At 64.6% G+C, this 22,584-nt stretch carries 20 protein-coding genes; 14 read left to right on the top strand and 6 right to left on the bottom strand.

The features are described 5' to 3' along the window. Window positions 1-53 precede the first annotated feature (53 nt). The 7 genes from SA496_RS27210 to ggt all read left to right on the top strand — a co-directional run bounded on the left by SA496_RS27210 (window position 54) and on the right by ggt (window position 6,748). Window positions 54-1,484 carry a coniferyl aldehyde dehydrogenase gene (locus SA496_RS27210; protein WP_330114752.1) on the top strand — a complete coding sequence of 477 codons (1,431 nt, stop codon included), beginning with the start codon at window positions 54-56 and terminating at the stop codon, window positions 1,482-1,484. A 28-nt stretch (window positions 1,485-1,512) separates the two neighbouring features. Beyond that, complete coding sequence (locus tag SA496_RS27205) at window positions 1,513-2,058, top strand: twin-arginine translocation pathway signal protein (RefSeq protein ID WP_330114751.1); 546 nt, start codon at window positions 1,513-1,515, stop codon at window positions 2,056-2,058. 40 nt (window positions 2,059-2,098) lie between these two features. Next, window positions 2,099-3,694 (top strand): GMC family oxidoreductase, encoded by a 1,596-nt coding sequence (locus SA496_RS27200; RefSeq protein WP_330114750.1) that lies wholly within the window; start codon window positions 2,099-2,101, stop codon window positions 3,692-3,694. Window positions 3,695-3,719: 25 nt separating this feature from the next. Next, window positions 3,720-4,103, top strand: a complete 384-nt coding sequence (locus tag SA496_RS27195; protein WP_120653614.1) for a phosphopantetheine adenylyltransferase — start codon at window positions 3,720-3,722, stop codon at window positions 4,101-4,103. 76 nt (window positions 4,104-4,179) lie between these two features. Continuing rightward, window positions 4,180-4,659, top strand: a complete 480-nt coding sequence (gene coaD, locus SA496_RS27190; RefSeq protein ID WP_028629060.1) for a pantetheine-phosphate adenylyltransferase — start codon at window positions 4,180-4,182, stop codon at window positions 4,657-4,659. A gap of 130 nt (window positions 4,660-4,789) precedes the next feature. After that, window positions 4,790-5,041, top strand: coding sequence for a YfhL family 4Fe-4S dicluster ferredoxin (locus SA496_RS27185; RefSeq protein WP_028629061.1), 252 nt, complete (start codon window positions 4,790-4,792; stop codon window positions 5,039-5,041). 3 nt (window positions 5,042-5,044) lie between these two features. Continuing rightward, window positions 5,045-6,748: a gamma-glutamyltransferase gene (ggt, locus tag SA496_RS27180; RefSeq protein WP_153918701.1), complete on the top strand. Its 1,704-nt coding sequence runs from the start codon at window positions 5,045-5,047 to the stop codon at window positions 6,746-6,748. 160 nt (window positions 6,749-6,908) lie between these two features. On the opposite strand, the gene SA496_RS27175 is transcribed toward ggt, so the two are convergent. The 5 genes from SA496_RS27175 to SA496_RS27155 form a co-directional block, all read right to left on the bottom strand. Beyond that, complete coding sequence (locus SA496_RS27175; protein ID WP_330114749.1) at window positions 6,909-8,756, bottom strand: Na/Pi cotransporter family protein; 1,848 nt, start codon at window positions 8,754-8,756, stop codon at window positions 6,909-6,911. Window positions 8,757-8,884: 128 nt separating this feature from the next. Continuing rightward, window positions 8,885-9,223, bottom strand: coding sequence for a multidrug transporter (locus SA496_RS27170; RefSeq protein WP_153918699.1), 339 nt, complete (start codon window positions 9,221-9,223; stop codon window positions 8,885-8,887). A gap of 72 nt (window positions 9,224-9,295) precedes the next feature. Next, the gene (locus SA496_RS27165) at window positions 9,296-9,874 is read right to left on the bottom strand and encodes a lysophospholipid acyltransferase family protein (protein WP_153918697.1); all 579 of its coding nucleotides are present in this window, start codon (window positions 9,872-9,874) and stop codon (window positions 9,296-9,298) included. A 63-nt stretch (window positions 9,875-9,937) separates the two neighbouring features. Then, entirely contained in the window at window positions 9,938-10,750 is an 813-nt protein-coding gene (mutM, locus tag SA496_RS27160; protein WP_153918695.1) for a bifunctional DNA-formamidopyrimidine glycosylase/DNA-(apurinic or apyrimidinic site) lyase, read from the bottom strand. A gap of 24 nt (window positions 10,751-10,774) precedes the next feature. Next, window positions 10,775-11,587, bottom strand: coding sequence for an HDOD domain-containing protein (locus SA496_RS27155; RefSeq protein ID WP_162945905.1), 813 nt, complete (start codon window positions 11,585-11,587; stop codon window positions 10,775-10,777). 230 nt (window positions 11,588-11,817) lie between these two features. Between SA496_RS27155 and SA496_RS27150 the strand changes: the two genes are divergently transcribed. From SA496_RS27150 to SA496_RS27135, 4 genes are all read left to right on the top strand, one after another. After that, a complete protein-coding gene (locus SA496_RS27150; protein ID WP_153918693.1) occupies window positions 11,818-13,014 on the top strand; it encodes a class I SAM-dependent rRNA methyltransferase in 1,197 nt (398 codons plus the stop codon). 259 nt (window positions 13,015-13,273) lie between these two features. Then, window positions 13,274-15,112, top strand: coding sequence for a dihydroxy-acid dehydratase (ilvD, locus tag SA496_RS27145; protein WP_153918691.1), 1,839 nt, complete (start codon window positions 13,274-13,276; stop codon window positions 15,110-15,112). Window positions 15,113-15,414: 302 nt separating this feature from the next. After that, complete coding sequence (locus SA496_RS27140) at window positions 15,415-16,788, top strand: nucleobase:cation symporter-2 family protein (protein WP_120653623.1); 1,374 nt, start codon at window positions 15,415-15,417, stop codon at window positions 16,786-16,788. 43 nt (window positions 16,789-16,831) lie between these two features. Beyond that, window positions 16,832-17,296 carry a metallophosphoesterase family protein gene (locus SA496_RS27135; protein ID WP_153918689.1) on the top strand — a complete coding sequence of 155 codons (465 nt, stop codon included), beginning with the start codon at window positions 16,832-16,834 and terminating at the stop codon, window positions 17,294-17,296. A 59-nt stretch (window positions 17,297-17,355) separates the two neighbouring features. On the opposite strand, the gene SA496_RS27130 is transcribed toward SA496_RS27135, so the two are convergent. Then, a complete protein-coding gene (locus SA496_RS27130) occupies window positions 17,356-17,868 on the bottom strand; it encodes a dihydrofolate reductase (protein WP_120653625.1) in 513 nt (170 codons plus the stop codon). A gap of 307 nt (window positions 17,869-18,175) precedes the next feature. Between SA496_RS27130 and SA496_RS27125 the strand changes: the two genes are divergently transcribed. The 3 genes from SA496_RS27125 to SA496_RS27115 all read left to right on the top strand — a co-directional run bounded on the left by SA496_RS27125 (window position 18,176) and on the right by SA496_RS27115 (window position 22,571). After that, window positions 18,176-19,714 (top strand): nucleobase:cation symporter-2 family protein, encoded by a 1,539-nt coding sequence (locus tag SA496_RS27125; protein ID WP_120653626.1) that lies wholly within the window; start codon window positions 18,176-18,178, stop codon window positions 19,712-19,714. Between the two features lie 96 nt (window positions 19,715-19,810). Beyond that, entirely contained in the window at window positions 19,811-21,208 is a 1,398-nt protein-coding gene (locus SA496_RS27120) for a DUF2868 domain-containing protein (protein WP_330114748.1), read from the top strand. After that, window positions 21,201-22,571: a GTPase/DUF3482 domain-containing protein gene (locus SA496_RS27115; RefSeq protein WP_153918685.1), complete on the top strand. Its 1,371-nt coding sequence runs from the start codon at window positions 21,201-21,203 to the stop codon at window positions 22,569-22,571. Before SA496_RS27120 ends, SA496_RS27115 begins: the two co-directional genes overlap by 8 nt. Window positions 22,572-22,584 lie beyond the last annotated feature (13 nt).

The following is a 22,584-nucleotide window of genomic DNA, read 5'->3' as shown; positions in this document are numbered from 1 at the left end:
TGTCCGTACAGCGGATGCGAGTGGCTCGTCCGGAGCCGCCGAGGAGCAGCGCCATGGTCGCCGACATCGCTTACCTGCAACAGACTCAACAGCAGATCAGCCAGCTGGAGTCTCTCTTCCAGCGCCAGCGCGAAGCATTTCGCGCCAACCCCATGCCCAGCGCAGCGCAACGCATCCAGTGGCTGAAATCGCTGCGCGAGCTCCTGCTCACCGAGAAGGAAGCCCTGATCGCGGCCATTTCCCAGGACTTCAGCAATCGCGCGGCGGAAGAGACGCTGCTCGCAGAGATCATGCCCAGCCTCCATGGCATCCACTACGTCAGCAAGCGCATCCGCAAATGGATGAAGCCCTCCCGACGCAGCGTCGGCATGGCCTTCCAACCGGCGTCGGCCAAGGTGGTCTACCAGCCCCTGGGCGTCGTCGGCGTCATCGTGCCCTGGAACTATCCCCTGTACCTGGCCATCGGCCCGCTGGTCGGCGCCCTGGCGGCGGGCAACCGGGTAATGATCAAGATGAGCGAATCCACCCCGGCAACTGCCCAGTTGCTCCAGGACCTGCTGGCCCGCGTCTTCCCTGAAGACCTGGTTGCAGTGGTCCAGGGCGAGGCCGAGGTCGGGGTGGCGTTCTCCCGCCAGCCCTTCGACCACCTGCTGTTCACCGGTGCAACCAGCATCGGCAAGCACGTGATGCGCGCGGCCGCCGAGAACCTGACTCCGGTGACCCTGGAACTGGGCGGCAAGTCGCCAGCCATCGTCTCCGCAGACGTGCCCCTGGCCGACGCCGCCGAGCGCATCGCCTTCGGCAAGACCATGAATGCGGGCCAGACCTGCGTGGCCCCGGACTACGTGCTGGTACCGGAAGATCGCATCGACGGCTTCGTCGAGGCCTATCGTCTGGCCGTGAAGGGTTTCTACCCGCAGCTGACCGACAATCCCGACTACACCGCCATCATCAATGAACGCCAGTTGAGCCGCCTCAAGGGCTACCTGGTCGACGCCGAAGCCAAGGGCGCGCGCCTGGTCCCGCTGTTCCCGGAAGCCCAGGGACGCCGCCTGCCGCACACCGTCGTGCTGGGAGCCACCGATGAGATGAAGCTGATGCAGGAGGAGATCTTCGGCCCCCTGCTGCCGATCGTTCCTTATCGCGCCATCGACGATGCCTTCGCCTACATCAACGATCGTCCGCGCCCGCTGGCCCTTTACTACTTCGGCTACGGCAAGGCCGAACAGCAGCGCGTGCTGCACGAGACCCACTCTGGCGGCGTGTGCCTGAACGACACACTGCTCCATGTGGCTCAGGACGACATGCCGTTCGGCGGCATCGGTCCCTCCGGCATGGGTCACTATCACGGCCATGAAGGTTTCCTCACCTTCAGCAAGGCCAAGTCGGTGTTCATCAAGCAGCGTTTCAATGCCGCGAAGATGATCTATCCGCCCTACGGCAAGGCCATCCAGAAGCTGGTCTATAAACTTTTCGTCCGCTGAACCGGGCCTTCGCAGGCAGATTATAAAAATGAGCGAAACCACCCTCGAAGCGCCGGGGCTATCCCGGCGCAACCTGCTCAAGGTCGGCCTGCTCGGCTCGGCCTTTCTCGCCACCGCCGGTGTGACCGCAAGCCTCACCGGCTGCTCGGCCAGCGTTCCCGCAGGTGGCTTTGCCGTGCTCCGTGAGTCCGACCTGCCCTTCCTGCGCGCGCTGGTGCCAGTGATGCTGGACGGCGCCGTGCCGGCCCAAGGCATTCCGACGGCGGTGGATGGTGCCCTGCAAAGCCTGGATTACGCCCTGCATCGCCTGTCCCCGGAAATGCTCAAGCTGACCATGCAACTGTTCGATGTGCTCGCGCTACCGGTCACCCGTGGCCCGCTGACGGGCGTCTGGGGCAGTTGGGAGAAGGCCAGCGCCCAGCACGTCCATGACTTCCTCACGCGCTGGGAAAACAGCTCCATTGGCCTGTTGAAGATGGGCCACGCGTCCCTGCTGCAACTGGTGATGATGGCCTGGTACGGCAGGCCGGAGTCCTGGGCGCACTGCGGCTACCCCGGCCCGCCCAGCGTGTGATCCACGCCGATAACGACAAGAACTCGCTCGAGACCCTGACATGCCTGTACCCGATCTGTTCGCCGAAGGCCTTGCCCGCGGCTGGAAAACCCACAACGGCTCGCGCCTGGAGCAGGACCTGACGCTGGAGGCCGACGTCGCGATCGTCGGCAGCGGCGCCGGCGGAGGTACCACCGCGGAAATTCTCAGCGCGGCAGGCTTCAAGGTATTGCTGATCGAGGAAGGCCCGCTCAAGACCAGCTCCGACTTCAAGATGCAAGAGGCCGAGGCCTACCCGAGCCTGTACCAGGAAGGCATTGGCCGCATGACCAAGGATGGCGCCATCACCATCCTCCAGGGTCGCGCCGTGGGCGGCACCACCTTGGTGAACTGGACGTCCAGCTTCCGTACTCCGGACCTGACGCTGGAGCACTGGGCCAGCGAACACGGCGTAAAGGGCCTGTCGGTGGCCGAGATGGCGCCTTGGTTCGAGAAGATGGAGCAACGCCTTGGCGTCGCGCCCTGGGCAATTCCGCCAAACCCGAACAACGATGTGATCCGCCTCGGCTGCGAAAAACTCGGGCTGCACTGGAAGGTGATTCCACGCAACGTGCGCGGCTGCTGGAACCTCGGTTACTGCGGCATGGGCTGCCCGACCAACGCCAAGCAGTCGATGCTGGTCACCACCATTCCAACCACCCTGGAGAAGGGCGGCGAGCTGCTCTATCTGGCCCGAGCGGAAAAGCTGCTGACCGAGGGAGACAAGGTCACCGGCATCGAATGCCTTGGCCTGGACGAGCGCTGCGTGGCACCCAATGGCCGCAAGATCACCGTCAAGGCGCGTCACTATGTGCTTTCCGGCGGTGGCATCAACACCCCGGGCCTGCTTCTGCGCTCCAACGCACCGGACCCGCACGGCCGCGTCGGAAAGCGCACATTCCTGCACGTGGTGAACTTCTCCGCGGCGCAGTTCGACCGGGTGATCAACCCCTTCTACGGCGCACCGCAGTCGATCTACTCAGACCATTACCAGTGGGATGACGGCGCCACCGGACGCATGTCTTACAAGCTCGAAGTGCCGCCACTGCAACCGGCGCTCACCAGCACCCTCCTGGGTCGTTTTGGCGTCGACAACGCACTGCGCATGGAACAGCTACCGCACACCAACGTGATGCTCGCCCTGATGCGCGACGGCTTCCACCCGGACAGCGCCGAGGGCTCGGTGGAACTGCGCGGCGACGGCAGCCCGGTGCTCGACTACCGCATGACCGACTACACCTGGGACGGCATTCGCCGGGCATTCCACGTCATGGCCGAGATCCAGTTTGCCGCTGGCGCACGCGCCGTCCTCCCCATGCACAATGACGCCGACTACGTGAAGACTCTGGCCGAAGCCCGCAGCCTAATCGACAACCTGCCGCTGGAGCTCTACCGCGCCCGTCTTGGCAGCGCCCACGTGATGGGCGGCTGTGCGATGGGCGAGGACCCGAAGCTGGCAGTGACCGACAGCCTGGGCCGCCACCACCAGTTGGCCAACCTGTCGATCCACGACGGCTCGCTGTTCCCCACCAGCATCGGTGCCAATCCCCAGCTCTCGGTCTATGGCCTGACGGCGAAGCTGGCCAGCGCGCTGGCCGAGCGGATAGGCAAGGCGTGACGGGCTACCGCTCGAGGACAAAACCATGGACAAGCTCATCTCCGCGCTGCTGATCGTCGCCGGCATCATTCACCTGCTACCGATCAGCGGCCTGCTCGGGGCTGAACGACTCGCGGCGCTCTATGGCCTGTCGTTCAGCGAACCCAACCTGCTGATCCTGATGCGCCACCGCGCGGTGCTCTTCGGGCTGCTCGGCGCGCTGCTCGTCTGGGCCGCCTTTCGTCCGTCGCTGCAACCGGCGGCCATGCTGGGCGGGCTGGTAAGCGTGTTGTCGTTCCTCCTGCTGGCCTGGCTCACGCCGGGCTACAACGCCGCGCTACGCAAGGTGGTGATCGCCGACTGGGTAGCCTTGGTCTGCCTGGCATTGGCCATCGTGATCTGGCTGGTGCGCCGGCCGGCTGCGACCTGATGAGCGCACTTCTTGGCCGCGGGGTTTCGCTGCGCTACCATCCGATTCCCTTTCGGTCCCCTGCCAGGACGTCGCGATGAACCGAGTGTTGTATCCGGGCACTTTCGACCCCATCACCAAGGGTCATGGCGATCTGATCGAACGCGCCTCGCGCCTGTTCGATACCGTGATCATCGCCGTTGCCGCGAGCCCGAAGAAGAATCCGCTGTTCAGCCTGGAGCAGCGTGTGGAGCTGGCGCGCGAAGTCACCAAACACCTGCCGAACGTCGAAGTGGTGGGCTTCTCCACCCTGCTGGCGCATTTCGTCAAGGAGCAGAACGCCAATGTCTTCCTGCGTGGCCTGCGCGCGGTATCCGACTTCGAGTACGAATTCCAACTGGCCAACATGAACCGCCAGTTGGCGCCGGATGTGGAGAGCATGTTCCTCACCCCGTCGGAACGGTATTCCTTCATCTCCTCCACCCTGGTACGTGAAATAGCGGCCCTGGGCGGCGATATCAGCAAGTTCGTCCATCCGGCCGTCGCGGCGGCATTGGCCGAGCGTTTCAAGCGCTGATACTGAAGGCTCGCCAGGGCCGGCCCTGAACCATGGCGATCGGCGCGTGCGCCGATCGCGGCAATCCGGCACAATTCCGCTATTTTCTGTTCAAGGCCGCCGCTGCCTGGCGACGGCAGGAGTTGTTCCCATGTCCCTCAAGATCACCGACGACTGCATCAATTGCGACGTCTGCGAACCCGAGTGCCCGAATGGCGCGATCTCCCAGGGCGAAGAGATCTACGTGATCGATCCCAACCTGTGCACCGAATGCGTCGGCCACTACGACGAACCCCAGTGCCAACAGGTCTGCCCCGTCGATTGCATTCCGCTCGACGAAACCCATGTCGAAAGCAAGGATGAGCTGATGCAGAAGTACCTGAAGCTCACCGGCAAGGCCTGACCCATGGGCCGCCCGGTACGCGGCTCCTATCGTGGCGCGTTGCTGGCGTCGCTGCTTCTGCTCGCGGGCATTTCCCAAGCTGCCGAGCCTGGCCGCGCGGCAGTCGCCACGCCGCATCCGTCAGCCACCGTGGCAGGCCTGGAAACCCTGGCCCAGGGCGGCAACGCCTTCGATGCCGCGGTGGCCATCAGCGCCGCCCTGGCAGTCGCCGAACCTTACGGTTCAGGCCTGGGCGGCGGTGGATTCTTCCTGCTCCGTCAGGGGGGCGAAAAACCCGCCTACCGCTTCCTCGATGCCCGCGAACGCGCGCCGCTGGCCGCGAACGCGCGCCTGTACGTCCGCGACGGAAAGGTCGATCCGGCCCTGTCCCTGGACGGCCCGCTGGCCGCCGCAATTCCCGGCCTGCCTGCCGCCCTCGTGGACCTCGCCAGCCGCTACGGCCGCCTGCCGCTGGCCGACAGCCTGACACCGGCCATCCGCCTGGCTCGCGACGGCATTTCGGTGGATCGCATCTACCGCGAACGCGCCTCCTGGCGGCTGTCGTCCATGCGCGACGACCGGGAGACGGCGCGCCTGTTCCTCGACCACAAGGGTGAAATCCCGGAGGAATTCAGCCTGCTGCGCCAGCCGGAGCTGGGCAACACCCTCGAGCGCATCGCCCGTTATGGCAAGGCCGGGTTCTATAGCGGCCCCACCGCGGAGAAGCTGGTGCAAGGTGTGAACGCCGCCGGCGGCATCTGGAGCCTGCGCGACCTGGCCGAATACCAGACCGTGGAACGCCAGCCGATTCGCTTCCGCCTTGCCGATGGCCGTGAGCTGATCGGCGCCCCGCCGCCCTCGGCCGGCGGCATCGCCCTGGCCCAGAGCCTGGCCATGCTGCAGGAACTGCCGTGGCGCAAGGCCGAGCGCGTACAGCGCACCCACTACGTGGTAGAGGTACTGCGCCGCGCGTACCGCGACCGTGGGCTGCTCGGCGATCCGGATTTCGTCGCGATTCCACAGGCCCGGCTGCTCGATGTCGGCTACCTGAAAGACCTCGCCAAAGGTATCGATGCCCGCCGTGCTACCCCGAGCAGCAGCCTGCCGCCATCACCGCCGTGGCGCGAGGGTGACCACACTACTCACTTCGCAGTCATCGACAAGGATGGCAACGCAGTGGCCGCCACCCTGTCCATCAACCTGCCCTTCGGCGCCGCCTTCACCGTGCCCGGCACCGGCGTGTTGCTGAACGACGAGATGGACGACTTCGCCGCGAACCCCGAAGGTGCCAACGCCTATGGACTCGCCGCCAGCCAGGCCAATGCTGTGGGTTCGGGAAAACGCCCACTGTCGTCCATGAGCCCGACCTTCATCGAGAGCGAAGAGGAGTTCGCCGCGTTCGGCACTCCAGGTGGCAGCCGGATTCCCAGCATGGTGCTGTTGTCGGTGCTGGAGTACCTGGACGGTCAGCCAGTGAACCGCTGGCCGGCGGTGGCGCGCTATCACCACCAGTACCTGCCGGACCAGATCGAGCACGAGCCCGGCGCCTTCAGCAGCAGCGAAATCGCCGAACTGCGCGCCCGCGGCTACAGCCTCAAGCCGCTGGAACGCAACTACGGCAATCAGCAGGTGCTGTTCTGGAACAAGGCCAAGGGCAACCTCGAAGCCGCCAGCGATCCGCGCGGGCTGGGCCTCTCTGAAATACTCGAAATCGAGCAGATCAAGTAGGAGCGAATTCATTCGCCCCTACTGTAGGTTGGCGCCGAGTCCGCGAGGCCCAACACGCAAGGCCGAGGCCTGGCATCGTTGGGCTTCGCTGCGCTCTGCACCAACCTACGGGCGCTCCGCCTCCAGGCATTGCACGGTATACCGGCACTCACCGCACACCTTACGGACGATCGCCGTCCAGCACGATCAGTGACTCTTCATCCTGTTCCAGCCGTCGCAGCTCGCGGAACAGCAACTGCCCTTCACCCAGCATCAGCACATTTCGCAGGCTCTGGAAAATCCGGCTCGCATATCCCAGATCGTTCATTAGGGAACTGGTCATCAGGCCATCCAGTTCACCTTTGCGCACTGAATTGAACAGCCGGGTACGGAAGCTGCCATCGAAGGTCGCGGCCTGCTCGTCCAGCCAACCCAGACGCTCGTTCCATGCCTCTTCCGGCAGGTCGGAGCGGCCCAGCTCGCGCAGCTCATGGAGCATCGCCAGCAAGTGGCGGCGCAGGTCCACATAGGCATCACGAAGGGGAGCAGGCTCCTGGTCCAGGTAACGCCCGAGGTTCTTCTGCAGGTGCTTGGCATCCTTCACCGCATCCACCAGTTGCAGCGCGGCCAGCTGGCAACTGACCCAGAACTGTTGGTGTGCCTCATCCAGAGGCAGATCGAGCCGCCCCATGAAGCTCAGCAGGTCGCCATACACACCTTTGATATGCCGCTGGTAGAGCGCTTCGGCGTCCAGATGATGGCGCTCCGGCCGAGCCTGCAGCAGGCGCTCATCGCCTTGCGCCTTTGCCAGTTGGTCCACCGGCAGGTAAAGCGCGTGGCAGATCACTTCCATGCTCAAGCGACCGAGGTGGCGCAGTTCGCGCACCACGGCGCTGGCAGCGGCATCCACCGAATCCAGGGCGCGCTCGTTGAGGTAGCGCGCGCGGGTACGCAGCAGTTCCTCCGGCCCGACAGCCAGCTCGGTGATCAGCACCTGGGGCTCTTCGCGTTCCGGCAACCAGCGCACCAGCCAGTAAGCGAGGCGTTCTTGCAGCGGCCAGAACAGCAGCACACCCATGGCGTTGATAAGGCTGTGGAACATGGCCAGCTGGATCAGCTCGTTGTCGCCCAGCCCGGTGATGCCGGCGATCCGATCGACCATCAAGCTCAACGGCCCCAGCAGGATGAAAGCCAAGGTGCAGGTAACTACGTTGAACAACACGTGGGCCAACGCCAGCCGTTGTCCACTGCGGTTTCCGTCAAGGGAGCCGACGAAGGCGGTGGTGACGCTGCTGCCGACGTTGGAGCCGATGGCAATGGCGAAAGCCTGGGCCAGCTCCAGCTGACCACCGGCCAGGGCCGCCAGCGTCAGCATCAGCGTGGCATGGCTGGATTGCAGTACCACGGTCACCAGCAGCCCCACCAAAGCGAACAGCAAGCTTCCCATCAGCCCGTCGGCCTGGAAGGCGGTGAGGTCGAGGCCGTCGCCGAAGCTGGCGAAGCCGTCCTTGATCTGGTCGATGCCGAGGAAGATGAAGGCAATTCCGAGGACGATGCGCCCGGCCGCCTTGCTCTTCTCGCCGAGGAAACCACCGAGCACGCCGAAGACCAGCAGCGGCAACGCCAGCGGGCTCAGGCTGAGGTTCTGCCCCGCCAAGGCCAGCAGCCAGATACCACTGGTAGCCCCCAAGTTGGCACCGAAGAGGATGGCGATACCGCCGGCGAGCTGGATCAGCCCGGCACTGATGAAGGCGATGGTGAGCAGCGATACCAGCGTGCTGGACTGCAACAGCAAGGTGCCGCAGATGCCGAACATCAGCCCCTTGAAGGAGGTGGCGGTGCTGCTGGCCAGTAGTTGCTCGAGCTTGCTGCCGGCCAGCTGGCGCAGCCCCTCTTCCAGGCACTGCATCCCGAACAGGAACAGCGCAAGGCCGGCGCAGAGCTCCAGCCAGCCGGAACTGAACCAGAAACTCAATGCCAGCCCGACAGTAGCCAGGGCAAGCAGGATGATGCGCGAGTTGTGCTTCACGGGCGGTATTCCTTCACCAGACAGGGCTCAGCTATTACCCGATACAGTCGTCTGACGGCAACCCGCATGGCGCCCGAAAACGCCGACGGCCCCGAAAGGGGCCGTCGCAATGGAGTCGGGGGAAGGAATCAGTCGTGCTTGTAGCCACTGATCGTGCAGCCCAGGCAGCGCACGAAGGCTTCTCTGCCCGGCTCGACGACCAGCGCATTGGCCGCCTCGCCGACATTACCGCCCAGCGCGGAGAACGGCAGGCTGATGATGAACAGGCCCGCACCGATCACGGTGGCGCCGATTAGCAGCGGGCGGGCGATGATGATATCGCCGGCCATGCTGTAACCGGTGGGAGCATTGGCTGTGTACATCGGGTCACCGCTGGTGTTTTCCTGAACCACTTCCGCGTGAGCCGGCAGCGCCAGCAGGCCAGTGGTCAGCGCCAGGACAGCAGCGGTTGTGCGGAGCAGGTTCATACGGGCGATCCTTCAGATAGTGGTGTACGAAAAACTATAACAGCGCATGGCACATTGGCAGCGTGACGGCCTTCAATCGCCATTGAAAGCGTAGTCGGGTTTTTTCGGCACGTAAGGGCGGTAGAAGGTCAGCAACTGGCGCAGATCGGCGTGCTCGTCACCCGTGGGGTAGAACGGCTCGCCGATCACCACCCGGCGATTGGCGTAGTCCAGGGCAGCCGGGACTATAGGCACTCCGGCGCCGCAAGCGATGTGGTAGAAGCCCATTTTCCAGCGATCCACGCGTTTGCGGGTGCCTTCCGGCGAGATCACCAGCATGAACTCGCGATTCTCGCGGAAGCGCTCCACCGCTTGATCCACCATGTTCAGCTTGAGATGCCGATGGATCGGCACGCCTCCCCAGCGTTGCAGCAGCCCGGCGAAGGGCCAGCGGAAGATGGTGTGCTTGCCGAACCAGCGGGCATTCAGACGCAGCACGAACTTCACTGCGAGGAACAACACGAAGTCCCAGTTGGAAGTGTGGTGGGCGCCGATGATCACGAACTTGTCGAGGGGTGGCAGGCGCCCCTCGATACGCCAGCCCATCAGACGCAGCACGCCGTGGCCAATCGCCTCGGCAAAGGGATTGCGGGGCAGGTAATTACCGTACATAGGACAGACTTCTTTTCTTGTTCTAGGAATGCTCGACGCCGAGTCTCGCGACCCGGCGAGGGATTAGCGTTGGCAGCGCGGACAATAGACGCTGGCGCGCTGGCCCAGGCGGATTTCCCGCAAGGTCGAGCCGCACTGCTTGCAGAACTCGCCAGCACGGCCGTAGACGAACAACTCCTGCTGGAAGTAGCCCGGTTTGCCGTCGCCGCCGACAAAGTCGCGCAGGGTAGTGCCACCACACTCGATGGCCTGCGCAAGGATGCGTTTGATTTCCTCGGCCAGCTTCAGGTAGCGGGCCCGCGAGATGGAGCCCGCTTCGCGGCGCGGGTCGATTCCGGCGGCGAACAGCGCCTCGCTGGCGTAGATGTTGCCGACCCCGACCACCACGGCGTTGTCCATGATGAAGGGTTTCACCGCCATGCTGCGGCCACGGGACAGCTGGAACAGGCGCTCGCCGTCGAACAGGCCAGTCAGCGGCTCCGGCCCCAGGTGGCGCAACAGCTCGTGGTTCAGTGGGTCATCGCTCCAAAGCAGCGCGCCGAAGCGGCGTGGGTCGGTGTAGCGCAGGGCCATGCCCGACTCCAACTCGATATCCACATGCTCGTGCTTGGCCGCGACCAACCCAGCCTCCACCAGGCGCAGGCTGCCGGACATGCCGAGGTGGCTGATCAGGGTGCCGACTTCGGCCTGCAGCAACAGGTACTTGGCACGGCGCTCCACATGCAGGATGCGCTGGCCGGACAGGCGCATATCCAGGTCTTCGGGAATCGGCCAGCGCAGGCGGCGCTCACGCACGATCACCCGGCTGACGCGCTGGCCTTCGAGGAAGGGCGCGATGCCGCGGCGGGTCGTTTCGACTTCGGGTAGTTCAGGCATCTGAATCTCGGTACTCGGCGCGACTCAGCTAACGCCAAGCTCGCGGATGCTTTCCTTGAGGTTCTCGAAGTCGTACTCCGACAACCCGACATAGTCCAGCACCTGGGAGCGGATGCTCATCCACTCGTAATCCTCCGCCTGGTTACCCAGCACCAGATGCGAGGCGCAGATGTGCTCCGCCATCTTCAGGATGGCCAGCAGGGTCTTGAGCTGGGCATCGCGCCCGGAGTCGTCGGTGAAGATCGACAGGGCGTTGTGATGGTTGGCGATGGCTTCGCAGAGGTGTTCCGGCAGGCGCCATGAGCGCGCAGTGAAATAACCGACCACGGCGTGGTTGGTGTTCAGCAGGCGGTTCTCGGTGTCCACCACGCGGCGCTCGGGGCCTGCGCTGGCGTAGGCCTCCTCCAGCACCATCATGTAGTCCGGGAAGCGCTTGAGCATCAGCGGGATGCCGCAATTGTGGAACAGGCCGAGCGCGTAGGCTTCGTCGGCGGACTGGTAGCCGATGCGCTTGGCCAGGGTCAGGCTGGTCATGGCCACGTCCTGGGCGGTGTCCCAGAAGCGGTTCAGCGTAACGATGGTCTCATCGGTCATCTCGCCCTTGATCGACTGCGCGTTGATCAGGTTGATCACCGTGTTGCAGCCCAGCAGATTCACCGCCTGCTGGATCGAGGCAATGCGGTTGGTCAGGCCGAAAAAGGGTGAATTGACGATCTTCAGCAACGCACCGGACAGGCCCGGGTCCTGGCTGATCAGGCGGGCGATGGATTTCAGGTCCGGGGTCGGCATGACCTGCTCCATTTGCAGGTCGACCATGATCTGCGGCTGCGGCGGCACGCTGATGCCCTGCAGGACCTGACGGATCTGATCTGCGGATAGTTCTTGAGCCATGGGAATGGGGGGGAAGTTTGACCGAATCGACAGTCTACCCGGTTGCACCTGCCGTTTGCGCGGGATTTCCGGCGATTTTCCGACCATCGTGCCAGGTCGCCCATGGCACCGCCGGGCGGCCCCCGGAGCCCGCACGGGCTGGGGTATAATCCCCGCCTTTTTCCGGAGAGCGACACATGTCCCTGCCCAGCCTGCGCCTCAAAGCCAATGCCGATCGACGCCTGCGCGCCGGCCACCTGTGGGTCTACAGCAACGAAGTGGACGTGGTCGCCACCCCGCTGAACCTCTTTCAGCCGGGTGACCAGGCCATCCTCGAAGCCGCTGGCGGCAAACCCCTGGGCGTTGTCGCCATCTCTCCGAACAACCTGATCTGCGCTCGCCTGGTATCCCGCGACACCAAGCACACCCTGGACAAGTCCCTGCTGGTGCACCGCATCAACGTCGCCCTGAGCCTGCGCGAGCGTCTTTTCGACAAGCCCTTCTACCGCCTGGTCTACGGCGACTCCGACCTGCTGCCGGGCCTGGTGGTGGACCGCTTCGGCGATCACCTGGTGGTGCAGCTCGCCTCCGCCGCCATGGAGCGCAACAAGGCCGCCGTGCTCGACGCCCTGGTGCAAGTCCTCAAGCCGCGCGGTGTGCTCTGGAAGAACGACTCCAGCGCGCGTGAAGCCGAAGGCCTGGAGCGTTACGTGGACACCGCCTTCGGCGTGGTGCCCGAGTGGGTCGCCCTGGAAGAGAATGGCGTGAAGTTCGAGGCCCCGGTGATGGAAGGCCAGAAGACCGGCTGGTTCTATGACCACCGCATGAACCGTGCACGCCTGGCGCCCTACGTCAAAGGCAAGCGCGTACTCGACCTGTTCAGCTACATCGGCGGCTGGGGCGTGCAGGCTGCAGCCTTCGGCGCCAGCGAAGTGTTCTGCGTCGACGCCTCCGGTTTCGCCCTCGACGGTGTAGAGCGCAACGCCACCCTCAATGGCGTGGCTGAGCAGGTTACCTGCGTGGAAGGTGACGTGTTCGAAGCCCTCAAGGAACTGAAAGCCGCCGAAGAGCGCTTCGACGTGGTCGTCGCCGACCCGCCGGCCTTCATCAAACGCAAGAAGGACCTGAAGAACGGCGAGGCCGCCTATCGCCGCCTCAACGAGCAAGCCATGCGCCTGCTGAACAAGGACGGCATCCTGGTCAGCGCCTCCTGCTCCATGCACCTGCCGGAAGACGACCTGCAGAACATCCTGCTCAACAGCGCCCGTCACCTGGACCGCAATATCCAGCTGCTGGAGCGCGGAGGCCAGGGCCCGGACCACCCGGTGCACCCGGCCATCGTCGAGACCCGCTACATCAAGAGCCTGACCGTTCGCCTGCTGCCCAACAGCTAAGCACCTCTGCCCGGCACTGGGCCGGCCGCTGCGCCGGCCCGACCGCCAGCCTTTCCCTGCCGGCCAGGCCCGGCGTAGAATCGGGCAATTCCTCGCCAACCATCCTCCGGCGGGCCAGTGAGCCCCGGCCGAGCGAGCGGTGACCCCGCCCCGCCTTCCGGCCACCACCGACCGAATGGCCATCTGCCGTTTGCATCCGGTATGTTCCGCGCTCACGATGAGACTCTTACAGACACCTGATTAGCCGCAGGAAACCGTCATGCCCGATTACCGCTCGAAAACCTCCACCCACGGCCGCAACATGGCTGGCGCTCGTGCCCTGTGGCGCGCCACCGGGATGAAGGACGAGGACTTCAAGAAGCCGATCATTGCCATCGCCAACTCCTTCACCCAGTTCGTGCCCGGCCATGTGCACCTGAAAGACCTGGGCCAGCTGGTCGCCCGCGAGATCGAGAAGCACGGCGGTGTGGCGAAGGAATTCAACACCATCGCCGTAGACGACGGCATCGCCATGGGCCACGACGGCATGCTCTATTCCCTGCCGAGCCGCGAGATCATCGCCGACTCCGTGGAATACATGGTCAACGCTCACTGCGCCGACGCCATCGTCTGCATTTCCAACTGCGACAAGATCACCCCCGGCATGCTGATGGCCGCCCTGCGCCTGAACATCCCGGTGGTCTTCGTCTCAGGTGGCCCAATGGAAGCCGGCAAGACCAAGCTGGCCAACCACGGCCTGGACCTGGTAGACGCCATGGTCGTGGCGGCCGACGATTCCTGCTCCGACGAAAAGGTCGCCGAGTACGAGCGCAGCGCCTGCCCGACCTGCGGTTCCTGCTCCGGCATGTTCACCGCCAACTCCATGAACTGCCTGACCGAAGCCCTCGGCCTGTCGCTGCCGGGCAACGGCTCCACCCTGGCCACCCACGCAGACCGCGAGCAGCTGTTCCTGCGCGCCGGCCGCCTGGCCGTCGAGCTGTGCCAGCGCTACTACGGCGAGGGCGACGACAGTGTGCTGCCGCGCAACATCGCCAACTTCAAGGCATTCGAGAACGCCATGACCCTGGACATCGCCATGGGCGGCTCCACCAACACCATCCTGCACCTGCTGGCCGCAGCCCAGGAGGGCGAGGTGGCGTTCGACCTGCGCGACATCGATCGCCTGTCCCGCAAGGTCCCGCAGCTGTGCAAGGTGGCGCCGAACATCCAGAAGTACCACATGGAAGACGTGCACCGTGCCGGCGGCATCTTCTCGATTCTCGGTGAACTGGCCCGTGGCGGCCTGCTGCACACCGACGTCGCCACCGTGCACAGCCCGAGCATGGCCGACGCCATCGCCCAGTGGGACATCACCCAAACCAAGGATGAAGCCGTCCACACCTTCTTCAAGGCGGGCCCGGCCGGCATCCCCACCCAGGTTGCCTTCAGCCAGTCCACGCGCTGGGACACCCTGGACGACGACCGCGCCGAAGGCTGCATCCGCAGTGTCGAGCACGCCTACTCCCAGGAAGGCGGCCTGGCTGTCCTTTACGGCAACATCGCCCTCGACGGCTGCGTGGTGAAAACCGCTGGCGTGGATGAGTCCATCCATGTCTTCGAAGGCACCGCGAAGATCTTCGAAAGCCAGGACAGCGCCGTGAAAGGCATCCTCGCTGACGAAGTGAAGGCCGGCGACATTGTGATCATCCGCTACGAAGGCCCGAAAGGTGGCCCGGGCATGCAGGAAATGCTGTACCCGACCAGCTACCTGAAGTCCAAGGGCCTGGGCAAGCAATGCGCCCTGCTCACCGACGGCCGCTTCTCCGGTGGCACCTCCGGCCTGTCCATCGGCCACGCCTCTCCGGAAGCCGCCGCAGGCGGCGCCATCGGCCTGGTGCAGGACGGCGACAAGGTCCTTATCGACATCCCCAACCGCAGCATCAACCTGCTGGTTTCGGATGAAGAACTGGCCGCCCGCCGCGTGGAACAGGACAAGAAAGGCTGGAAGCCGGTCGCCCCGCGTGCGCGCAAAGTGACCACCGCGCTGAAAGCCTACGCCCTGCTCGCCACCAGCGCCGACAAGGGCGCGGTACGCGACAAGTCGATGCTCGACGGCTGAGCCTGGTAGCAGATGGTAGAAAGCCCGGCCATACGCCGGGCTTTCTGCTTTCCGTGGGGGCGATTTCAATCGCCAACGGGCGTTAGCGGTTGCGAGAGATCTACCATCGGGTCAAGAACCTTGTAGGAGCTGGCTTGCCGGCGAAACGGGGCCATTCGCTGGCAAGTCAGCTCCTACGGCCAGTACATCTGCTTGAAACACGTAATGCAGAAATAACCAATGAATTGCCCCCACAAGATCCAGCCTCCCTCACCAAACCTGACCACTCAGGTAGAATCGCCGCTTTTTTGCGGTCGATCACCATGACTTCACTGGAAAAGCCCCCCGTCCCCGAGACTCGCAACGAGCTGCTCTACGGCCTGGAAGACAAGCCACGCCCCGTCGCCGCCCTGCTCGCCGCGCTGCAGCACCTGCTGGCCATCATCGTCCCCATCGTCACCCCTGGCCTGCTGATCTGCCAGGCGCTGGGCGTGTCGGCGCGGGATACCAACCTGATCGTCTCCATGTCCCTGGTGGTGTCTGGTATCGCCACCTACGTTCAATGCAAGCGCTTCGGGCCGTTCGGCGCCGGGCTGTTGATCGTCCAGGGCACCAGCTTCAACTTTGTCGGCCCGCTGATCGCCGGTGGTGCACTCATGGTCAAGCAAGGCACTCCGGTTGAGGCAGTGATGGCCGCTATCTTCGGCGTGGTAATGGCCGGTGCCTTCGTCGAAATGGGCATTTCCCGCGTGCTGCCCTTCGTCAAACGACTGATCAATCCGCTGGTGACCGGTATCGTCGTGCTGATGATCGGCCTGACCCTGATCAAGGTGGGCCTGATCAGCATGGGTGGCGGCTTCGGCGCGATGGCCAACGGCACCTTCGCCAACGGCGAGAACCTGCTGCTGTCCGGTACCGTGCTCGGCGTGATCCTGCTGCTCAACCGCATCCCGCTGGTGTGGATGCGCAGCTGCGCCATCGTCATCGCACTGCTGGCGGGCTACGCCCTGGCCGCCTGGCTCGGCCGCCTCGATTTCAGCGGCCTGCACGACGCGCCGCTGCTGCAGGTGCCGGTACCGTTGCACTTTGGCCTGGGGTTCTCCTGGTCACTGTTCGTACCGATGCTCGTGATCTACCTGGTCACTTCGCTTGAAGCCATCGGTGACGTCACCGCCACCAGCAAGGTTTCGCGCCAGCCGGTGGAAGGCCCGTTATGGATGCAAAGGATCAAGGGCGGCGTGCTGGTCAACGGCGCCAACTCCCTGCTTGCCGGCCTGTTCAATACCTTCCCTAGCTCAGTCTTCGCCCAGAACAACGGCGTGATCCAGCTCACCGGCATCGCCAGCCGCCATATCGGCATCTGGATTGCTCTTATGCTGGTGTTGCTGGGCCTGTTCCCGGCCGTGGCTGGCGTGCTGCAAGCCATTCCCGAACCCGTGCTGGGGGGCGCCGCCATGGTGATGTTCGGTGCAGTAGCCGCTTCCGGCATCAATATCCTCGCTGGCACCACCCTGGATCGCCGAGCGCTGCTGATCATCGCCGTATCGCTCGCCCTGGGTCTCGGCGTGTCGCAGGTGCCGGAATTCCTCGCCCATATGCCGGCGGCACTGCGCAACATCCTCGAATCCGGTGTGGCCACCGGCGGTCTCTGCGCCCTGCTGCTGAACTGGTTCCTGCCAGAAACCACGCGCACGTAAGAGTGATGCAGAATGGGCCTCGTTTCCCGCCGAGGCCCATGCCATGAAGCCCCTCCGTATCGGCCTGATCTCCGACACCCACGGCCTGCTACGTCCGCAGGCGCTTGCGGCGCTGGAGGGCTGCGACCACATTCTCCACGCTGGCGACATCGGAAAAGCCGAAATACTCGACACCCTTTCCGGGCTGGCGCCGCTGACGGCCGTGCGAGGCAACAACGACGAGGGGCCCTGGGCGCAGGCCATTCGCAAGGTGGAAGCGGTTCAACTGGGCGGGATCGGCATCTATTTGGTGCATGACCAGGCGGATATTCCTGACGACCTTGCCCAGCGCGGCTTCAGGGTCGTGGTCACTGGCCATTCGCACAAACCCCTGATCAACGAGCATTCAGGATTACTGCACGTGAACCCAGGCAGCGCAGGCCCGCGCCGTTTCAAGCTGCCAGTGTCGGTGGGGTTTCTCTTGATTGACGATGACGCTCGGGCGGAGCTTCGCGAGCTGGTCCTATAACCTGTGTGAGCAAATTCTTTCGCGAATGAATTCGCTCACACAGGACAGGATCGGGGGCCTCAGCGCTTTTCCCACACCTCGAAGGCGTAGGCCGGCGTGTCCGTCGTCGCCTCGTGCTCGATGCTGGAGGCCAAGCGCCAGTCCTGCTGCGACACTTCAGGGAAGAATGCATCGCCCTCCGGAGCCAGCTCAACGCGAGTCAGGTAGAGGCGGTCGGCCTGGACCAGGCCCTGGGCATAGAGTTCTGCGCCGCCGATCAGCATCAGTTCCTCGGCCTCTTCCGCACGCGCCCAGGCATCAGCGCGTTCGATCGCAGCTTCCAGGCTCGGAAAGACTTCCGCGCCTTCCAGCACCAGAGAGCTCTGGCGGCTGACCACCAGATTGAGCCGGCCCGGCAGCGGGCGACCAAGGGAGTCCCAGGTCTTGCGGCCCATGATGATCGGCTTGCCGAGGGTCATGGCCTTGAAGTGCTTGAGGTCCGCCGGCAGGTGCCAGGGCAGTTGGTTGTCGCGACCGATCACGCGGTTCTGCGCGAGGGCGGCAATCAGGCATAGGGGCAGGGTCTTTTTCATGGCGGCGAGAATACCGGCTGCCGTCCGTGAGAGAAAGCCAACGGAGGATGGGCGCCCGAATCACACATTTCCGGCACGGCCTGTGCATCCCCAAAATGAATGGTTCGACGAGCGACCTCCATTCGTCGCCAATCACTTTCCTGACCACATGGTCAATGATTGATTCTACTTATTTCGGCGCCTTTATAAGAATTAACGCAGGAGATAGGCGAAAAAGCTTGCCTAAAAAATTGTATACAAACCACTAGTCAATAGGCCGGTTAATTGTCTACAGTTGCCAGCACAATAACAAAACCGAGAGCCCACCATGACAGTCCCATCCGCAAGTCCGTCTCCGGTGCAACGACCGGAAGATGAAAACCTCGGCATTGGAGCCAACCTCGCCTACGGTCTGCAGCATGTGCTGACCATGTACGGCGGAATTGTCGCGGTACCCCTGATCATCGGCCAGGCTGCCGGGCTTTCGCCCGCAGACATCGGCCTGCTGATCGCAGCCTCACTGTTCGCCGGTGGCCTGGCCACCTTGCTACAAACGATCGGTCTCCCCTTCTTCGGCTGTCAGCTGCCTCTGGTGCAAGGCGTGTCCTTCGCTGGTGTGGCAACCATGATCGCCATCATCGGCAGCGACGGCGCCGGTGGAATCCCCGCAGTGCTGGGCGCGGTAATCGCTGCCTCGCTGATAGGCCTGCTGATTACCCCGGTGTTCTCACGGATCACCAAGTTCTTCCCGCCACTGGTGACCGGCATCGTGATCACCACCATTGGCCTCACCCTGATGCCCGTCGCGGCACGCTGGGCCATGGGCGGCAACAGCCAGTCGCCGGAATTCGGCAGCGTGGCAAACATAAGCCTGGCTGCCTTCACCCTTGGAACCGTGCTGCTGCTGAGCAAACTGGGCAGCGCCAGCATTTCGCGCCTGTCCATCCTCCTGGCGATGATCATCGGCACCGTGGCGGCAGTGTTCTTCGGCATGGCGGACTTCTCCAAGGTGCTTGAAGGCCCGCTGGTCGCCATGCCTTCGCCGCTGCACTTCGGCATGCCGGAGTTCCATATCGCGGCGATCCTGTCGATGCTGATCGTGATCATCGTGACCCTGGTGGAGACCTCCGCAGACATTCTTGCCGTGGGCGAGATCATCGGCACCAAGGTCGACTCCAAGCGCCTCGGCAACGGCCTGCGCGCCGACATGATTTCCAGCTCGCTGGCCCCGCTGTTCGGCTCCTTCACCCAGAGCGCCTTCGCCCAGAACGTCGGTCTGGTAGCCGTGACCGGCGTGAAGAGCCGCTACGTGGTCGCCACCGCCGGCCTGATCCTGGTGACCCTCGGTCTGTTGCCGGTTATGGGCCGCCTGATCGCCGCTGTCCCCACTTCGGTACTGGGTGGCGCAGGCGTGGTGCTGTTCGGCACCGTGGCCGCCTCCGGCATCCGTACCCTGGCGCAGGTGGACTATCGCAACAACATGAACCTGATCATCGTCGCCACCTCCATCGGCTTCGGCATGATCCCGATCGCCGCGCCGACCTTCTACCACCACTTCCCCGCCTGGTTCGAAACCATCTTCCACTCCGGCATCAGCTCAGCCGCGATCATGGCGATCCTGCTGAACCTGATCTTCAACCACCTGAAGGCCGGCAACTCGGACCAGCAGTCGGTATTCGTCGCCGCCAACGAACGCACCCTGCGCTACCAGGACGTCGCCGCCCTGAACGAGGGTGATTACTTCCGCGACGGCAAGCTGTATGACTGCGACGGCAACGAAGTGAAAGTGGTGACCGACCACGACGACCACCACGACGCGCCAACAGCCCCCCGAGTGAAAGTGGCGGCAGGTTCCCACAGCCACTGACAGGTAAAGGCCGGCGCACAGCGCCGGCCTTCTCTTGATGAAGGGCCCGCCTTCAGCGGTTATTCTCAGTGCTCACCCTTGGCCAAGAGGCCCTTCGTGAGCGAACCCAATCGAGCCTCCCTCCCTCCTCTCTCCGCCCTCGACCGGCTCTGGCTGACCGAGGCCATCCGCCTGCGCGAAGAACACGCCGGCCCTCTCGAAGACTCAGAGGCAAACCGTCGTGCCAATGCCGCAGGGGGAAATCTGGCGGCGCGCATCGAAGCCCGCGCCCTCTGGCTGGCCCAACGCGACGGGCAGCTCCCGGCCCTGCAGCACTGGCGCCAGGGCGCACGACTCGCCGGCCTGTTACTGGTGATGCTTGCGCTGATTAGCGGTGCTGGCCTGGCCGTTGCCGCACTCGGTGATGGCCAGCGTCCGGTCAACCTGTTCTGGGCCCTGGGCAGCCTGCTCGGCTTGCACTTGCTGATGCTGCTCGGCTGGGCCCTGTCGCTCTGCCTCGGCAACAGCGCCAGCGTGCTGGGTCGCATCTGGTTATGGCTAAGCGGCAAGCTCGCCCGCGACGCCCAGGCTGCGCACCTGGCTCCCGCGCTGCTCCTGCTGCTGCAGCGCCAGCGCCTGACCCGCTGGGGACTGGGCGCCCTGGTGCACGGAGCATGGTTGCTGACCCTGGGCAGCGCTCTGGTGGTGCTCCTGCTCCTGCTCGCGACCCGTCGCTATGGTTTCGTCTGGGAAACCACCATCCTCGGCAGCGATACATTCGTCTTCCTGACCCAAGCCCTCGGCGCCCTTCCCAGCCTTCTCGGGTTCAGCCTGCCGGACGCCGCGACCATCCGCGCCAGTAGTGCCGTGGTCAGCGAAGAAGCCGCGCGTCAGGCCTGGTCAGGCTGGCTCCTGGGGATCACCTTCACCTACGGCCTGCTGCCGCGCCTGCTGCTGGGCCTATTCTGCTTCTGGCGTTGGTCGCAAGGGCGCGCGCGCCTTGGCCTCGACCTCAGCCTGCCTGGCTACAGCTTGCTACGCGAACGTCTGCAGCCAGCCAGCGAGCGCCTGGGCGTCTGTGATGCCGCGCCCGCCGAGCAGGTCGAACCCCGCGCCGGCAGCCTGAATGGCGCCAGCCAGGGTGCACTGCTGGTGGCGATCGAACTGGATGACCGCCGCCCCTGGCCGCCGTCCCTGCCCAAGGGCGTGGGTGATGCCGGCGTGCTGGACAGCCGCGAGCAGCGCCAACGTCTGCTCGACCAACTCAGCCGTTTTCCACCTGAGCGCCTCGCAGTAGCTTGCGATCCTCGTCGCTCGCCGGATCGCGGCACCCTGGCATTGATCGGCGAACTTGCGCGCAGCGCGGGTCAGACCCGCATCTGGCTGCTCCCTCCACCCGCCGGCGACGCTCTTGATAGCCAGCGCCTGGAAGACTGGCACCAGGCACTCGACCGCCTGTCCCTGCCCCATGCCCAGGGTGCGCCCCTGCACTGGCTGGAGACTGGCCATGACTAAACCGTTGAAGCTCGCCGTGGTCGGTCACACCAACGTTGGCAAGACCTCGTTGCTGCGTACCCTGCTGCGTGATCGCTCGTTTGGCGAGGTCTCCCATCGACCCAGCACCACCCGGCATGTGGAGGGCGCGCGGCTGTCAGTGGACGGCCAGCCGCTGCTGGAACTGTATGACACGCCGGGACTGGAGGACGCCATCGCCCTCCTGGATCACCTGGAGCGACTGGATCGCCCAGGCGAGCGCCTGGATGGCCCGGCACGTCTCGCCCGTTTCCTCGACGGCAGCGAAGCCCGCCAGCGCTTCGAGCAGGAAGCCAAGGTGCTGCGCCAGTTGTTGACCTCGGATGCCGGGCTCTATGTGATTGATGCCCGCGAACCGGTGCTGGCCAAGTACCGCGATGAACTGGCAGTGCTCGCGATGTGCGGACGACCGCTGCTGCCAGTGCTGAACTTTGTCGCCAGCGAGAGCCACCGCGAAGCCGATTGGCGCGAGGCCCTTGCCCGCCTTGGCCTGCATGCACTGGTACGCTTCGACAGCGTGGCCCCGCCGCTGGATGGCGAGGAGCGTCTCTACGACAGCCTGGCCCTCCTGCTCGAGCGAGCACGCCCTCAGTTGCAGCGACTGGTGGAGGATCACCAGGCGCAACGCCGCCTGCGCCTGGAGGCAGGTAGTCGACTGATCGCTGAACTGTTGCTGGACGTCGCAGCCTGCCGCCGCAGTGTGCCGGCCCAGGAAGCTGCCCTGCAGGCCGCCACCGAGACACTGCGCCAACAGGTGCGCCAGCGCGAGCAACGTTGCGTGGAAGCACTGCTGCGGCTTTACGCATTCGCCCAGGACGATGCCGCCACCAGCGATCTGCCACTGCTAGGCGGCCGTTGGGGCGACGATCTATTCAACCCGGAAACGCTCAAACAGCTGGGTGTGCGCCTGGGCGGCGGCATGGCTGCCGGTGCGGCGGCTGGCGCAAGTGTCGACTTGCTGGTGGGTGGCCTCACGCTGGGTGCCGCAGCGGCACTCGGCGCCATAGCCGGCGGCGCCTGGCAGACCTTCGGTCACTATGGCGAACGGCTGTTGGGCAAGATCAAGGGACAACGCGAACTGACCGTGGACGACTCCATCCTGCGCCTGCTGGCCCTGCGTCAACGCCAGCTACTGGCGGCGCTGGACGCCCGCGGCCATGCGGCTTTCGAGGCAGTGCGCGTCGACACTCCGGAGGAAAGGCAGTGGCAGGAGGGCAAGCTGCCGGCCGTGCTGGGCAAGGCGCGCGCCCATCCGGAATGGTCGTCGCTGAATCCAGGCGCCGAGCTGGAGCAGGCGGAGCGCCAGGGTTGGGTCGCAGCCCTGGCGGAAGGCTTGCGGCCCTGAAATCAGGGCCGGC

It is taken from the genome of Pseudomonas sp. JS3066 (assembly GCF_036328175.1).
In the GTDB taxonomy this organism is placed as follows: domain Bacteria; phylum Pseudomonadota; class Gammaproteobacteria; order Pseudomonadales; family Pseudomonadaceae; genus Metapseudomonas.
Note: the sequence above shows the minus strand (reverse complement) of the source record. Positions and strands in the feature narration are given on the sequence as shown.